This window comes from Marinobacter salexigens, from assembly GCF_018860765.1.
Taxonomy (GTDB): Bacteria; Pseudomonadota; Gammaproteobacteria; order Pseudomonadales; family Oleiphilaceae; genus Marinobacter; species Marinobacter salexigens_A.
Map to the genome: position 1 here is coordinate 525,243 of NZ_JAHKPV010000021.1, position 14,562 is coordinate 539,804.

Sequence of the window (14,562 nt, forward strand, 5' to 3'; positions counted from 1 at the left end):
GCTAGTGGTATCAAGTATTAAATGCGGACAACAACCACTGCGGAGTCTCGAACTTGGCGAGTATGATACTGTAACCTTCGGAATTTACCTAGGGAGCCTCTGAGAAAGTGCACTCTACTTTCCCGTGTTGGCTTAACAAATGCGCCCTGAAATTCGCCCCATACGAAACCGGAAAACCATCATGAAACGTACAGCCTTCTTTATTTCCGACGGCACCGGCCTTACCGCCGAGGCTCTTGGGCACAGCCTTTTAGCGCAGTTCGAAAAAATCGAATTCGAGAGAGTTACCGTACCCTATATTGACGATATTGAAAAAGCCCAAAATATGGTCAAACGCATTAACAGTGCTGCTGAATCTGATGACGCCCGCCCTCTCATATTCGACACCATAGTGGACAGCACAATTCGGGAAGTCATTTCAGATGCACAAGGCTTTATGGTTGATATCTTCGGAACCTTTCTTAGCCCTCTTGAGCAGGAACTGGAGTCGTCCTCGTCATATTCTGTTGGCAAATCCCACGCTATCAATAACGAAGGCGTGTACGAACGACGCATACACGCCGTGAACTTCGCATTGGATAACGATGATGGCGCACGCACACGACACTATGATGAAGCAGACCTGATTCTGGTGGGCGCGTCCCGTAGTGGTAAAACCCCCACTTGCCTGTATCTAGCGCTTCAATATGGTGTAAAAGCAGCCAACTACCCGATTACCGAAGAAGATCTTTTGGACCAGCAGATGCCCAAAGCGCTTCGGCCCCACAAGGAAAAGATCTTCGGTCTAACAATCGAGCCCGAACGATTGGCTACCATCCGCAACGAGCGGCGGCCCAACTCACGCTATTCTTCGATCCAGCAGTGCATGCACGAGATCGAAGAAATAGAGCTGATGTACCGGAGGGAGCGCATTCCGTTTCTGAATACCACAGCGTATTCTGTTGAAGAAATTTCAACACGCATCATGGTTTCCACCGGCCTGAAGCGGAATCGCTAAAGTGTAACCGGCTAAGCATGCAGGCAGGCCCTTACTTGCCCGCCTGCACTGCAACTTACAACTCCTGAATATCCAGCCCTAGCCCTTCAACCAGAGCGCGGTTTTCCGGACCGGTTACCACAGCTGTGCTTGCCTTTTCAGGCACAAGCCAGATTGCAGCTACGCGTTTGAGGTCATCAAGCGTCACTGATAACACCCGCTCCCGGAAGCGCGCACGCTGCTCAGCACTGCGTCCAAACAGCTTGTTATGGAAAGCATGACGTGCAGCACCAGCAGGCGAACGTGGCCGATCCAGCTGGCCAATTACTCCGAGAATGGACTCTTCCAGCTCTTGATACTCATGCTCCGTTTCCTGAAGCCACGCCAGCGCCTTGTCGAAATCATCAAGGGTGTCAGCTAGGCGCGGATCACGATAAGAGAAAAAGCGGAAATTGCCATTCACGCTGTCCTGAGACGCACCGCCACCATAAGCACCGCCCTTCTCCCGTATTGCTCTATGCAAATAACCATTGCGCAAAAAACCACCAAGTACGGTAAGTGCAGCCGCATCCGGATGATCAACGGGAACCGTGCTGTAGGCCCGCGCACAAAAATTTACCTGAGTGGAGGTAAGCCAGGCTTCCCGGGTTACAAAGTTCACCGGTTCCATTGCCCAGTGGGATGATTCATCGCTTGCATCGCTTTGCCAGCATGATTTGAGGTCGTCGATTAATGCGGGAAGCTGCTCTTCTTCGCCGATAACCAAAAACTCGCGAGCCTGCTGACGAATCCTGTCGTGCAGATTCGCCAACTTTCGACAGAAGGCTTCAAGTGCGGCTGGGTCTTTCAGGGACTGATCCAGCTCTTTGGTGCCACGAATTCCGGCCAGACCGCCCAGACGGAAAGATAGCCACGCCCCCGGGCTCGAACCCTGAGCCGCAGCACCCATGGCCAGAGCATGACCGCTACCCGTTACCGCCTGCTCCCTGCGGGCGCGAATCTGGGAAATAATTTCCCGAATGCGACCGTGTTCGTCGAAACGGGCACTGGTATAAACGTCACGAAGCAACTTCGTCAGAGCCGTTCGATTGCGGGCTAGCGCCTTACCACTGAAGATCATAAAGCCAGACAAGCTCTGGACATCGTCAATACGGCCCTTGGCAGTAAAAGAGGCACCAATGCCGCCGGATTCTGCCGAGATTCGATCCTGCATCTGTAGATAATCCAAGTCACCGCAGCCAACTTCGGAGATCAGCGCGCCGTAATACGGCAAGAGCAAAAGCTCGTCTTCAGTTAAGTCTGGCAGGGGCAGCACAATTTGTTCATAAATCAGACCGTTGGTTCCACGAGCGTAAACCGTGGCTGAAATGTCGCCATCAAAGCGGGCTTCCGGCTCTGGCATCTGCAATGGGACATCCGTCAGATCCACTTTTGGCAAGATGGAATCGTCATCCTTGCGCATCTGGCGCTCTTCCAAGGCTTTCGCACGCTCGACAATGTGAGAGACTTCTTCACTTGTGAGCTCAGCTTTGCGTTTCGCAAGAGCTTCACGAATAGCTTGCTGGCGTCGCGCGTCCAACTTGTCGTCCGGGCGCAGAGTAAGCGTAACCCGGTGTGGGTTATCCAGCAATTTGCGACGAATCAGATCAGGAATATATTGTGGGTCGCGTATTTTTTCGCGCAGCGAAGCAAGAACCGGCTCTAAATCCAGCAGCTCAACCGGGTCCCCACCATGAACCATGGGAGCTATTGCACTCATGATCAGTTGTAGGCCATAAGGGAAGCTGTCCCCGGCGATCTCCCGCTGATGCAGTTCAAGCTGGTGAAGGATGGCTTCCAGACGCTCTTCACTCACACCGTCTTCAACCACTTTCTGAAGCGTACCCTCAATCAGGGCCTCAAGATCTCTCTGCTTCTCCGGTTCACTCCCTTCAATGCCGCAAACAAAAGTCATTTCCCGGTTGGAGTCTTCCAGCCCGCACATGGGCGAAGGCGCCTGACCAATATCGGTTGTCTCCAGCGCGCGCATTAAAGGTGATGCACTGTTTTCCAGCAGAACAGACGACAGCAACTGACCTTCCAGATTCTCTTGCAGGTCAAAACTATGACCCAGCAGCCAACCCATAACAATGTGGGTTTTATCGGATATATCTTCACCCTCGTTCACGCCATAGCCCTGCTCCACACGAACGGGCGCAAACATGCGCTTTTCATCGCGCACGGGCAGTTCAATGTCTAATTTTTCGAAGCGCTTGAGAGCCAGCTCCTCAAACCGTTCGTGGTGTTCGTAAGCTGAAATATTGCCGTAGGTGGCAAAGATGGCATTACTTGGATGGTAATGATGCTTATAGAAGCGAATGAGGTCGTCATAGCTCAAATCAACAATATGATCCGGCTCTCCGCCACTGTTGTAATGGTAGGTTGTCGTTGGGAACAGGTGGCTGCTCAGATTCTGCCAGAGTTGAGAGGTTGCTGAACTCATGGCGCCTTTCATCTCGTTGTAAACAACACCCTTATAAACCAGATCTGTGCTGGGATCATTCGGCTTCTCAAACTCAAGCCGATGCCCTTCCTGAGCGAAATCCAGCGGGTCAAGTTTGGAGAAAAACACCGAGTCCAGATAAACCGACAACAGGTTATCAAAATCCTTTCGATTCATACTGGCAAAAGGGTAAGCCGTCCAGTCGCTGCTCGTGAACGCATTCATAAAGGTGTTCAAAGAACGGCGGATCATCATAAAAAAAGGATCACGAACCGGGTAACGCTCACTACCACACAACGCCGTATGTTCAAGAATATGGGCAACGCCGGTAGAATCCATGGGGAAGGTTCTCAGCGCCACAAAAAACACGTTTTCATCGTTATCCGCCGCCAGATGGAGATGGCGGGCACCGGTTTTTTTATGGCGATACTCTTCTACGTTAAGATTAAGCGTATCAATCCGGTGACTGCGAAGCTTCTCAAAAGCCGGATGGGTTGCGTTATCGATCACTGCAGCCATTCAAACTATCCTATCTTTAAATAATTGGAGAATGACAGGGTAACACGTACTATCAGTTATCCTGTATCCGTCACCCCAGCGATAAAGGCAGCTAACAGGAATATGAGCACATCGTCAGGCCTAGCAAATGCCAATCAGGCTCCCGAAGTCGCCGCCTACTGGGCAGAGCGCCGCCGGTATCTTGAGCGCATCCGGAAATCCCCAGAGGTGCGGCAGCGCTTCTGGCGGGAGGTAGCCATTTATTTTGCACGCCGCCTGCTTTGGTCTTTCGGATTTTTTCCAATATTCATGGCTTTTTGGGTGCCGTTGGTATTGTCCAGTTTCAACCCTGTTGTAATGGCTTCCGATTTGATCCCCCTGCTTCAGGATTTCGTAAGTGCCAACCCAGAGGTTCAAGCCACAACACTTAGCACTGTGGCCATGGCTTGGGTGTCGGTCGGCTTTTTCTTTCTGATTTTTGATTTTGTTCTTACTCCGTTCAGATCGCCTTACGAATATGAAGCTGACGTCTACATGAGGGCGTGGGAGCAGCTTAATCATGAACAACTTCCGGACAAAGTGTGATTTGGCCAGCATTCTCGCCAACTTCAAGCACTTTCAGTTACATATCTCCGCTCTCGCTGGGTAAGATGAATCTGCTACCGAATTCGTAGATTGCAGGATTAAGAGGTTCCGTCATGGTCGATTTCAGACCACTTTTGTTTTTGAATGCTCTGGCTCTTATGCTTCTGGTAACCGCCGGTTTCGCTGCTGTTCGTAGCGACCTGCCAGTCACAGACGTTACCCAGAAAACCGCGCAGCAAGCTCAGGCCACACCAGCGCCTGAGCCTGTAGAGCAAAAAAGAACGCCGGAAGTCGTTAGCGCACAGGTTGAGGCAGGCAAGCCGGAACCCGATGTGAAAGCGCCAAAGCCAGCGCCAAACATTGAGACAATTGTTGAGGCGCCTAAACCCGCACCTGAAACTGAAATGGTCACAGAGGCTCCGGAAAAAGTTGAGGCTTCCCCCGCTCAACCGCCCGTAAACGCGGAACCTTTTAGTATTCCCGAACTCCCGCAAGAAACTCTGGTAGTTGCATCAGCAGAGCCGCCAGAGGCAATGACGGCCCAAACCACAGACGCGACCGAAGTGGAACCTAAGCCAAAACCTGAGCCACCTCCGAAAACAGGCTCTCTTATCCTACGCTCGAATGTAGCGGGAGATCAGGTTGAAATTAACGGCAAGAACTACGGCGCAACACGCTTAGATCTCGAACTGGCACCCGGCAATTACGACATAACGATCAGCAAAGAGGGCTTCAAGCCCTGGCAGCAAAGTGTTGCTCTCGATGCTGGTAATGAACTGACTCTGGTAGGCAAGCTAGAAGCCTATACCACCGTCAATTACCAGAACGGCAGCTGGAGAGGCGGCGTAAAGACCGGTGACGGAACCTACGAAGATAGCGATGGCCTGAGATATGAAGGCCAGTTCGTAGACGGCGCCTTTCACGGAACGGGCACCGCCTGGTACCCAGACGGTAGCCGTCACGAGGGTGATTGGGAGAATGGCAAACGCACCGGCGAAGGCGTGTGGCGCGATGCAGATGGCTCGCGCTATACCGGCCAATTCAAAGACGATGCTTTTTTTGGTCAAGGCACTCTCACGCGTGCCAATGGTGATATTTTAACTGGAGAGTGGGCACAAGGGCGGCTTAACGGCCACGGCTCGCTGGCAACCGCTGACGGCATGCTTTACGTGGGCAGCTTTCGCAACAGCGATTTTCATGGGCCAGGCACTCTAACCTACCCGGATGGCCGCCACTATGAAGGCGGCTTTTCCAACGGAGCTTTCCATGGCCGTGGCTCAGAAGTTTTCGCCAATGGTAAGAAATACGAAGGCGAGTATGTAGACGGCAAGTTCCACGGAAACGGCTTGTTGCGCAACCCGAATGGCAGCTCCATCGAGGCGACTTTTCGCTACGGTGAACCCTACGGCCAGGTTCGCCTGACCACCGAGGCCGGTGAAATTTTCACTGCCCGCACGACAGAGCCCGGCGTTTGTTATCGGGACAAAAGCTACCGGGCAACACAGTGCCCGAAACTCGAAGGCTGGTAGCTCTAGCAATAAAATCAGCCCGATAACTAACGCGATTGATGTAACAGCTTGAGGTAGTAAGATGGCGATCAAGAATGCTCTTCTGGTGGACGATTCCAAGGTAGCCAGGTTTGCACTGAGCAAACTGCTGGAAAACCGCGAAATGAATGTCAATATGGCGGGCTCTGCGGAAGAAGCCCTGGATTTCCTCAATAGCAACGAACATCCAGACGTCATCTTCATGGATCACCTGATGCCTGGCATGAACGGCGTAGAAGCTACCAAGGCCATCAAAAGCAATCCTGAAACTGCCAGCATTCCCATTATTATGTGCACATCCCAAAAATCGTCTTCATTCACCAAAGAAGCGAAGAATTTTGGGGTTTACAACATTCTGACTAAGCCTACCCAGCCCGATGGCCTTGGCCTGGTTCTTGATCAGTTGGCAATTGATGTAACCGAAGGCATGCTGCCGACCGCGCCTTTTGTTGGCCCCGAGCTTGAAGAGGAGAATCTGTTCACAGGCATCCCAGAGGACGCATCGCTAGACATGCCGTCAAGTCAGGCAGAAAGCGAGCCAGCTCTCAGCGACAACAACTCATCAACTAGCGTTCCACTCACCAGCGATCTGATCGAGCAAATTTCCCGATCTGCCGTGAAAACTCACGTGAACAATCGCCTCCACGAACTGCTCAGTTCTTTGTTTGATGAGCAATTCGACCATCTGAAGCGTGCACTGGAGGAATCCCGAAGCAAGCAGGAAGCTATGATTGAAGAGCGCTTGGGCGCTATGAGCGGGGTGATAGAAGAGCGCACCCGGAACCTGCGCGATGATGTAGCAGCAGAAGTAAACCTTAATCTGGGTCGCGAACTTGCGAACCTGAAAAAGGAGCTTTCCAGCAGCTCCGGCTTTACCAACGACCATTTGGCCGAGCTGAAAGATCACATTACCAGCGTACAAACGATCGACACCGAGTTTTGGCAAACCCTGCAATCGGAAGCAATACAGCAAGCCCACGAAATATCACGGGAGACTGCCGAAGATATTGCCCAACGTACGATCGACTTGTTCGTATCGCAGCAGCGTTCTGCTTCCTCCAAGCTCTACACCGTTGGCCTTGCCGTAAGCCTTGGGGTGTTCAGTTTGGGAATCGCCTGGCTTGCAGGCTTGTTTGGTTAAGCGACTCGCGAATGCTCACCCAATCCTCCGGTGTGTCTATGTCATCATGGACACCCGGAATGATAAGCCGAGTCGCATTCACCTCCATCAACAAACGACCAGCGCCCTGATCTCCCTCTAGCTCCAGCACCTGAGGCCATAACCAACGGGGCAGGTAGGCTGGCACTCCTGGGCGCCGCCCATAGTCAGCAGCAGCCGGCAACTTGGGAAAACCTCTCGCCACTTCACCAAATGCCCGAAGTGCGTCTTGGTCTAATAATGGTTGATCCGCAACCAAAACAAAGACACCTTTGACCTGAGGCCCAAGGCTGCGGATACCTGCCGCCAACGAAGCCGACACACCCTCATGCCAATCAGCCACAGGCACCCAACGAGACGGCTGCACACGGCAACGAAAACGTATCAATGGATACCAGGCGCCACAAACAACGCGCACATCTCGACTTAGCACCCTGCCCTGTCCGATGGCACAATCCAGCAGAGTTTGCTCTCCACCCACATGGCCACTCAGGCTTAACATTGCTTTAGAACGCCCGAACCGGCTGGAAGCACCGGCAGCAAGAATAAGTGCCGGAAACTCCTGATCGATGTCATGGCAAGAGGCCGCTATGATGTTTCTCCTGATATAGAGATGAACATGAAACGAGTGGCAGGAAATAGCGCGTGTTCGGTGCGTGACAAGACACTCGACCATGGATTTTTGCTAGAATCCACCCATCATTCAACCCTACCCGCCCGGAAATTTGATGAACCACCTGTTTGTAGACAACCTCACTGTTATTGATTTCGCATATCTGGATCCTACCCGTGGATTAGTCGGGGAAAGCTGGATTGCAGACGTGGTGCTAGGAGGCGAGCTTGATGATCAGGGTATGGTATTCGATTTCAGCAATGTGAAGCGCACCATAAAGCGCATCATCGACGAGCGTGTGGATCACCGGCTAGTCATACCCCGAGGCTACGAGGGCCTATCCTGGAATCAGGACACGCCTGACACTTTTATCTGGAACCTTTCCGACGGTAGTCACATCATTCATCGTTCTCCCGACGAAGCCGTTGTTTGGCTCTCTTCAGACCGGGTTACACCGTCAGCCGTGGCTGCCCTGCTTGAGCGTGAACTCCTAGCAGTGCTACCGAGCAATGTGAGCTCCGTACAGATCAACCTACGGGAAGAGGTGATTGACGGCGCCTACTATCATTACGTTCATGGCTTGAAAAAACATCTCGGCAACTGTCAGCGAATAGCGCACGGCCACCGGTCACCGATTCGCATTGACCGGAATGGAAAGCGTGATGAAGAACTGGAGCGTTCGTGGTCCAAGCTATGGCAGGATATCTATGTGGGCTCTGAGGAGGATGTAGTGCGCCGCCAAGTTGAAGACGATGGCGTTGCTTACATCACCTTCGAGTACGAAGCCAACCAAGGCGAATTCACGCTGACCTTGCCTGAGAAGCGGGTTTACATGATGAACACAGATACGACTGTGGAATTCATTGCCGCTCATATAGCCGATGAACTCAAAGCACAGCACCCATCTAACACGATTCTCGTTAAAGCCTACGAAGGTGTCGGCAAAGGGGCCATAGCCTCTCGCTAAAACAAAGGCCCAGGAAACAGGCCACCCTGCTCACTCTCTCTGGTATTCAACCAGATGTCACTATCACTCAGGCACAAAAAAACCGCCCGAAGGCGGTTTTTTTGATGGCTATCCGGTGGACTAAACCGTCAAGCCGTATTGGCGTCCCCTAGGGGGTTCGAACCCCTGTTGCCGCCGTGAAAGGGCGGAGTCCTAGGCCACTAGACGAAGGGGACTAGAAATTGGTGGAGCCAGGCGGGATCGAACCGCCGACCTCAACACTGCCAGTGTTGCGCTCTCCCAGCTGAGCTATGGCCCCTCAACGGATGCGTATATTAAGGATCCGCCCCATGGGCGTCAACCTTTCCATCTACTTTTTTCACGTTTTCTGAACCTCCGTGTCCAGCATGCTCATATCTCAGCCAAATTGATCGCTAAACAGCCAGCGCGGCGTACTCTTTTTCCACCTTTTTGGTTTCCTTCTTGGAGAAGCCTCCCAGCACCTCCAAAGCCTGACGCAAACGGGCACGGGTCATATCCGGGCCGAGCATTTCCATGGAATCCATAACCGACCACGAGTTTGGCGTACCAGCGATAGCCACAAATACAGAAAACATAAAGTCGCCCATCTTTAAATCCATGGCTTTGGCCAAAAACTTGATGTCGGCGAAAATAGCTTCCTTGCTCCAATGGCGCTGCGCTTCGAGTTTCCACAAAGTGAACTGGAGCACACGCTTAATCTGAGCCTCTTCCAGCTTATTATGCGCAAAGTCTTCCGGCTTTAAACCAAGCATGCCAGAGAACATGAACAGAGCCATGGGTGCTACGTCGGAGAATACGTCCGCCCGACCCTTGATATGAGGCACCAGCGCCTTAAGAGCGTCTTTATTGAACCACCACTGGCTCATGCGCTCGACAAACTGATCTTCTGTCAGTTCATCTCGCAGCCATTGGCCGTTGAGCCAGCGCAGCTTCTCCACATCAAAAACAGGGCCGCCAAGAGACACACGCTGAATATCAAAATTCTCGATCATTTCATCCAGAGTGAACTTTTCACGCTCATCGGGCATGGACCAACCCATACGGCCAAGATAGTTGGTTACGGCTTCCGGCAAAAAGCCCATGCGCTCGTAAAAGTTAATGCTGGTAGGATTCTTACGCTTCGACAGCTTGCTTTTATCGGGATTACGCAACAGCGGTAGATGGCATAGCACCGGCATATTCCAACCGAAGTACTCGTACAGCAGCTTATGCTTGGGTGCAGAGTTGATCCACTCCTCGCCGCGCAGCACATGGGTAATTTCCATCAAATGGTCGTCGACCACGTTGGCAAGATGGTAAGTCGGCATGCCATCGGATTTCAGCAAAATCTGGCAATCTACCTGAGCCCAGTCGATTTCAATGGTGCCCCGGAGCATATCATCGATTTCGCAAATACCTTCATCAGGCACCTTCATACGAATCACATAAGACTCACCCGCATCCAAGCGACGCTTCACTTCTTCTTGGGAAAGCTCAAGGTTGCCTTTGATGCCGGGGTTCAATCCCTGCGCTTTGCGCTCCTCGCGGATAACATCCAACTCCTCTGGAGTACGGAAGCAATAGAATGCATGGCCCGCTGTCACCAAATCTTCGGCGTACTGGCCATAGGAATGCTTACGTTCAGACTGCCGATACGGCCCATGGGGGCCACCTACATCGGGGCCTTCATCCCAATTGAGACCCAGCCAGCGCAACGCTCCGAGAATGTCCTGTTCAGATTCAGCGGTGCTACGGGCTTGGTCAGTATCCTCAATACGCAGGATAAACTGCCCGCCGTGCTGCCGCGCAAAACACAAGTTGAATAGGGCCACGTAGGCGGTACCAACGTGTGGATCACCGGTGGGTGATGGGGCAATTCGGGTACGTACAGTCATGAAACCTTCCTGTAATCTGTGGCCGTTTAATTAACCCGGTATTATACCGGCTCGAGCGTTATTTCCCATGGGCACCACGCGTATCATTATGCAAATTCTCTATACGCACTTTAGATTTTGCGATTCCCAACCCTTGATGTTACATTATAACATTACAGCCATTGATCAGGATTCAAACTAGTTATGCGCATCATCAACACAGCCTTTTCCTTAACTCTGAGCGCCAGCGCCCTTATGTATGGCAGCACCGTCTTTGCCGATACGCGCGTGTTAGCCTCCATAAAGCCGCTGGAACTTTTGGTGCGCGCCATTGCGACAGAAGGCACGCAAACCACCACATTAGTACCTCCCGGCGCTAGCCCTCACAACTACTCTATGGCGCCGTCCAAGCGCCGAGCGCTAGAAAACTCGGACGTAATCTTCTGGGTGGGCCCTGATATGGAAACGTTTTTAACCCGCCTTTTAACAGGCAGTGAGTTTGGCGAGCGCTCTGTTGCTTTCATAGACGAAAGCACCAACGCTGGCGCTAACGAAGATGTGAGCTCGATTCAGGATCACGAAGACACACATCATACTCACGAAGATCATGGACACGAGCACGAACACGAACACGAAGATCATGGGCACGAGCACGACCACGGAGATGGAGAAGACCCGCACATCTGGGTAGACCCCCACATGGCGCTTACCATGGCAGAGACCATTCGGGATGCTCTGGCGCGACTAGACGGAGCAGACAAACAGGCTTTGGATCGCAATCTTAGCGCCTTTGAATCCTCGATTGCCGCGAAAGAAGTGGAAATTCGGAAGCAATTGGAGCCGGTGCAAGATATCAGCCTATTCGCCTATCACAGTGCTTTCACTCGATTCGCCGAACACTACAATTTAAAGGTGGAAGGCGTGCTCACACTCAACCCGGAGCGCTCCCCGGGTGCCCGTCATATTGCAGAGGTTCAAGATAGCCTGCGCAGCGCGAATCACCCTTGCTTGCTGACAGAGCCACAATTTAACCGGCAATGGTGGCGCTCCATTACCGAAGGGCTTGATGTTACCTTCAGCACTTGGGACCCGTTGGCCACAGATATAGAGGCAACGGCAGACGGCTATGCGGCTTTCCAGCAAAGCATCGCCGACGCCGTGCTCAAATGCCTACCAGAGAATGCTCAGCATTAGAGGAATAGACACCATGGCCAGAAGCGTCTGGCCACTGATAATACCCGCCATCAACGGCGCGTCGCCGCCTAACTGCCTAGCCAAAATATAGGCGGAGGTGGCCGTTGGGAGGGTGGCCAGCAGTATCGCCACCTGCACCAATGTGCCGTCGAGGCCTAGAAGAACCGCAAGCCCAGTAGCCATTAGTGGAAACAATAGCAGTTTCAATACGGACGACACCACAAACGGTACAGATCCGCCTCGCAAGGCCTTTAGTTGCAGGCCAGCGCCAACCGTCATCAGCCCCATAGGTAAGGCCAGATTACTCAGTGGCTCAAGCGTTCCCGCAAGAAGTGGGTGAAAACCAATCTCAAAATAGCTCCAAATAACCCCTAGAACCGACCCTATAATTAGTGGGTTTGATGCAATGGCCCGCAGCACAGGCCCCAACCGCGCAGGGCCGTCTGTGGTCATCAAAGAAAACATGAGAATGCAGAGCAAATTTATCAGCGGCACCATAACGGCAACCGCAATTGCGGTGAGTGATAGTCCGTCATCGCCAAGCAGCATACCTCCTGCCGCAAGAGCCACGTATGAATTAAACCGGATAGCGCCCTGATAAACAGAGGAGAATACCGGCCCGCTCCAGCGCCAGAAAAACTGCGTTACAGCCAGCACTACTGTCATCGCCAGCAGCATAGAGCCAATCAACAGAGCCGTCTCACCGTAGGCGGATGCGGGCAAGCGGGCCTGCCCAAGCTTGAAAACCAACATAGCGGGAAAGAGCACGTAATAGGTAAATCGCTCGGCCTGAGGCCAAAACTCAACAGAAGGGAAAGCCCAACGCCTGAACAGGTGCCCCAACACAATCAGCGCAAAAACAGGCACCAGCGCCTGAACCATAACCGGCATACTGCATACTCCAGCATCGTTTACTTATAACGGGCAACTATCCCGAAGATTAACCGAATAGCCTTGGAGCATATCAGATGGCCAATAAAGCGTCTGCCAGTCAAAGATGGCATACAAGCTCTTGCCAGCGGTCATTGCACCTAGTGGCCATGGAAGTCCAACCCTGCCAAAATAATTGTCGCATTGCCGCCAGTCACCTTCTAAAACCACATTCAGCCGCAAGGAGAGCCCATGCAACCCGAGCCTAAGTCCAAACAAGGTAAGGCAACCCAAATCATTCATAACCGCCGCCATAGGGACAGCTTTGGCAGCCCTTATTCACCGATTTATAACACAACCACCTACCGGTTCGCAGATACGGCTTCTTTGCAGGAGGTGGTTGAAGGTCACACGTCAGGCAATCTTTACACCCGATGGGGCAGCAACCCCACGATTCAGGAGCTGGAACAAGGTTTAGCTCGCCTTGAAGGTGCTGAAGATGCGCTTGCCTTTGCTTCGGGCATGGCAGCCATTTCCGCAACGCTCTTCGCCCATGGCCGCCATGGCATTGTGTGTGTTGGAGATCTTTACGGCGGCACACAGGAATTGCTGACTAAGCATCTCGAACCCCTTGGCATTCCGGTAACCTTCCTTTTGAAACATGAGCCGGAGCAGCTTGCCGAGGCTTTGAACAAGCCCGGCATGCTGGTGTATTGCGAATCGCCTGCCAACCCTACGTTGAGCATACTGGACCTCAAGAAATTGGCGCAGCAAGCCCATGCCAAGGGCGCCCTTTTAGCCGTTGACAACACCTTTGCCTCGCCGGTCAATCAGCGACCACTGGCATTGGGTGCCGACCTGAGTCTCCACAGTGCTAGCAAGTTTCTTGGAGGCCACAGTGATATCACTGCAGGTGCAGTAATGGCGTCCGCGGACCGAATTCAGCCCATTGCCTTGTGGCGAAAAAACCTCGGCCAGATCATTGCTCCGGAAACTGCCGCCCTTCTCTCTCGAAGCTTGAGAACCCTGCCCCTGCGGGTAAGGCAACACAACGAGAATGCCATGGCCGTTGCCCGAGCTATGGAGGCCCACCCAGCGATAAAACAAGTGCTTTACCCGGGGCTACCTGATTTTGCCGGCCACAGCCTAGCTGCGCAGCAAATGGACGGTTTCGGCGGAGTGTTGACGATTGAGCTCAAAGGAGGACGGGAACTGGCCGTTAAAGTCGCTGACAACCTAAGCGTTTTCCTACTAGCTACCAGTCTGGGCGGCGTAGAAAGTCTGGTTTCCCAGCCATGCGCTACCAGCCACTACGGTATCAACCAAGAGGAGCGTGAACGCCGTGGCATAACCGACAGCATGCTGCGACTGTCTGTTGGGCTGGAAGACGCGCAAGATTTGATCGCCGATCTTGAACAGGCGCTCAGCCAGTTATAAATCGCCGTTATTGAGGAAGTCGCGAAGGGCTGCAGCGTTATTGTGCTCTGTGTCCCTCGCAGCGAACACCAAGGTTATGCGCTTGTGTTCCTTCACAATCGACTGTAGCTCTTTCAGGTCGTCAGCAGCCTCGGTTTTCTTGAGTTCTTTCTGATATCTCAGGCTAAATTCCTCCCATTTCTCAGGGTCGTGCCCAAACCACTTTCGCAGGTCGGTAGAGGGTGCCAATCCTTTCAGCCAAGCTTCAATCTCTGCATCGTCCTTCGCAACACCACGCGGCCATATTCTGTCGACGAGAATGCGCGGGCCGTCAGAGCGGGCAGCGTCTTCGTAAGCTCTCTTGATTCGAATATCCATCAT

Annotated in this window: 12 protein-coding genes and 2 tRNA genes; 7 read left to right on the plus strand and 7 right to left on the minus strand. The window is 52.7% G+C overall.

What is annotated here, in order from left to right:
• Positions 1-181 precede the first annotated feature (181 nt).
• Positions 182-997: a posphoenolpyruvate synthetase regulatory kinase/phosphorylase PpsR gene (gene ppsR, locus KO508_RS16040; protein WP_216009294.1), complete on the plus strand. Its 816-nt coding sequence runs from the start codon at positions 182-184 to the stop codon at positions 995-997.
• Positions 998-1,052: 55 nt separating this feature from the next.
• On the opposite strand, the gene KO508_RS16045 is transcribed toward ppsR, so the two are convergent.
• A complete protein-coding gene (locus tag KO508_RS16045) occupies positions 1,053-3,977 on the minus strand; it encodes an insulinase family protein (protein WP_216009295.1) in 2,925 nt (974 codons plus the stop codon).
• Between the two features lie 102 nt (positions 3,978-4,079).
• On the opposite strand from KO508_RS16045, the gene KO508_RS16050 reads away from it, so the two are divergent.
• The 3 genes from KO508_RS16050 (at position 4,080) to KO508_RS16060 (ending at position 7,229) form a co-directional block, all read left to right on the plus strand.
• On the plus strand, positions 4,080-4,541 hold the full coding sequence (locus tag KO508_RS16050; RefSeq protein ID WP_216009296.1) for a hypothetical protein: 462 nt from the start codon (positions 4,080-4,082) through the stop codon (positions 4,539-4,541).
• Between the two features lie 113 nt (positions 4,542-4,654).
• A complete protein-coding gene (locus KO508_RS16055) occupies positions 4,655-6,070 on the plus strand; it encodes an MORN repeat-containing protein (RefSeq protein WP_216009297.1) in 1,416 nt (471 codons plus the stop codon).
• Positions 6,071-6,131: 61 nt separating this feature from the next.
• A complete protein-coding gene (locus KO508_RS16060) occupies positions 6,132-7,229 on the plus strand; it encodes a response regulator (RefSeq protein ID WP_216009298.1) in 1,098 nt (365 codons plus the stop codon).
• Here KO508_RS16060 and KO508_RS16065 read toward each other — a convergent pair.
• Positions 7,189-7,923, minus strand: coding sequence for a nucleotidyltransferase family protein (locus tag KO508_RS16065; protein ID WP_216009299.1), 735 nt, complete (start codon positions 7,921-7,923; stop codon positions 7,189-7,191). The two genes, KO508_RS16060 and KO508_RS16065, sit on opposite strands and share 41 nt — an antisense overlap.
• A gap of 52 nt (positions 7,924-7,975) precedes the next feature.
• On the opposite strand from KO508_RS16065, the gene KO508_RS16070 reads away from it, so the two are divergent.
• Positions 7,976-8,827: a 6-carboxytetrahydropterin synthase gene (locus KO508_RS16070; protein WP_216009300.1), complete on the plus strand. Its 852-nt coding sequence runs from the start codon at positions 7,976-7,978 to the stop codon at positions 8,825-8,827.
• Positions 8,828-8,966: 139 nt separating this feature from the next.
• Here KO508_RS16070 and KO508_RS16075 read toward each other — a convergent pair.
• From KO508_RS16075 to gltX, 3 genes are all read right to left on the minus strand, one after another.
• Positions 8,967-9,042 (minus strand) — tRNA-Glu (locus KO508_RS16075).
• Positions 9,043-9,049: 7 nt separating this feature from the next.
• Positions 9,050-9,125 (minus strand) — tRNA-Ala (locus KO508_RS16080).
• 115 nt (positions 9,126-9,240) lie between these two features.
• Positions 9,241-10,722, minus strand: coding sequence for a glutamate--tRNA ligase (gene gltX / locus KO508_RS16085; protein WP_216009301.1), 1,482 nt, complete (start codon positions 10,720-10,722; stop codon positions 9,241-9,243).
• A gap of 183 nt (positions 10,723-10,905) precedes the next feature.
• Between gltX and KO508_RS16090 the strand changes: the two genes are divergently transcribed.
• Positions 10,906-11,895 (plus strand): zinc ABC transporter substrate-binding protein, encoded by a 990-nt coding sequence (locus KO508_RS16090; protein ID WP_216009302.1) that lies wholly within the window; start codon positions 10,906-10,908, stop codon positions 11,893-11,895.
• Here KO508_RS16090 and KO508_RS16095 read toward each other — a convergent pair.
• Positions 11,872-12,786 (minus strand): AEC family transporter, encoded by a 915-nt coding sequence (locus KO508_RS16095; RefSeq protein ID WP_216009303.1) that lies wholly within the window; start codon positions 12,784-12,786, stop codon positions 11,872-11,874. The two genes, KO508_RS16090 and KO508_RS16095, sit on opposite strands and share 24 nt — an antisense overlap.
• A 231-nt stretch (positions 12,787-13,017) precedes the next feature.
• On the opposite strand from KO508_RS16095, the gene KO508_RS16100 reads away from it, so the two are divergent.
• Complete coding sequence (locus tag KO508_RS16100; RefSeq protein WP_216009304.1) at positions 13,018-14,202, plus strand: trans-sulfuration enzyme family protein; 1,185 nt, start codon at positions 13,018-13,020, stop codon at positions 14,200-14,202.
• Here KO508_RS16100 and KO508_RS16105 read toward each other — a convergent pair.
• The gene (locus KO508_RS16105) at positions 14,197-14,562 is read right to left on the minus strand and encodes a DUF488 domain-containing protein (protein WP_252738162.1); all 366 of its coding nucleotides are present in this window, start codon (positions 14,560-14,562) and stop codon (positions 14,197-14,199) included. The genes KO508_RS16100 and KO508_RS16105 overlap by 6 nt on opposite strands.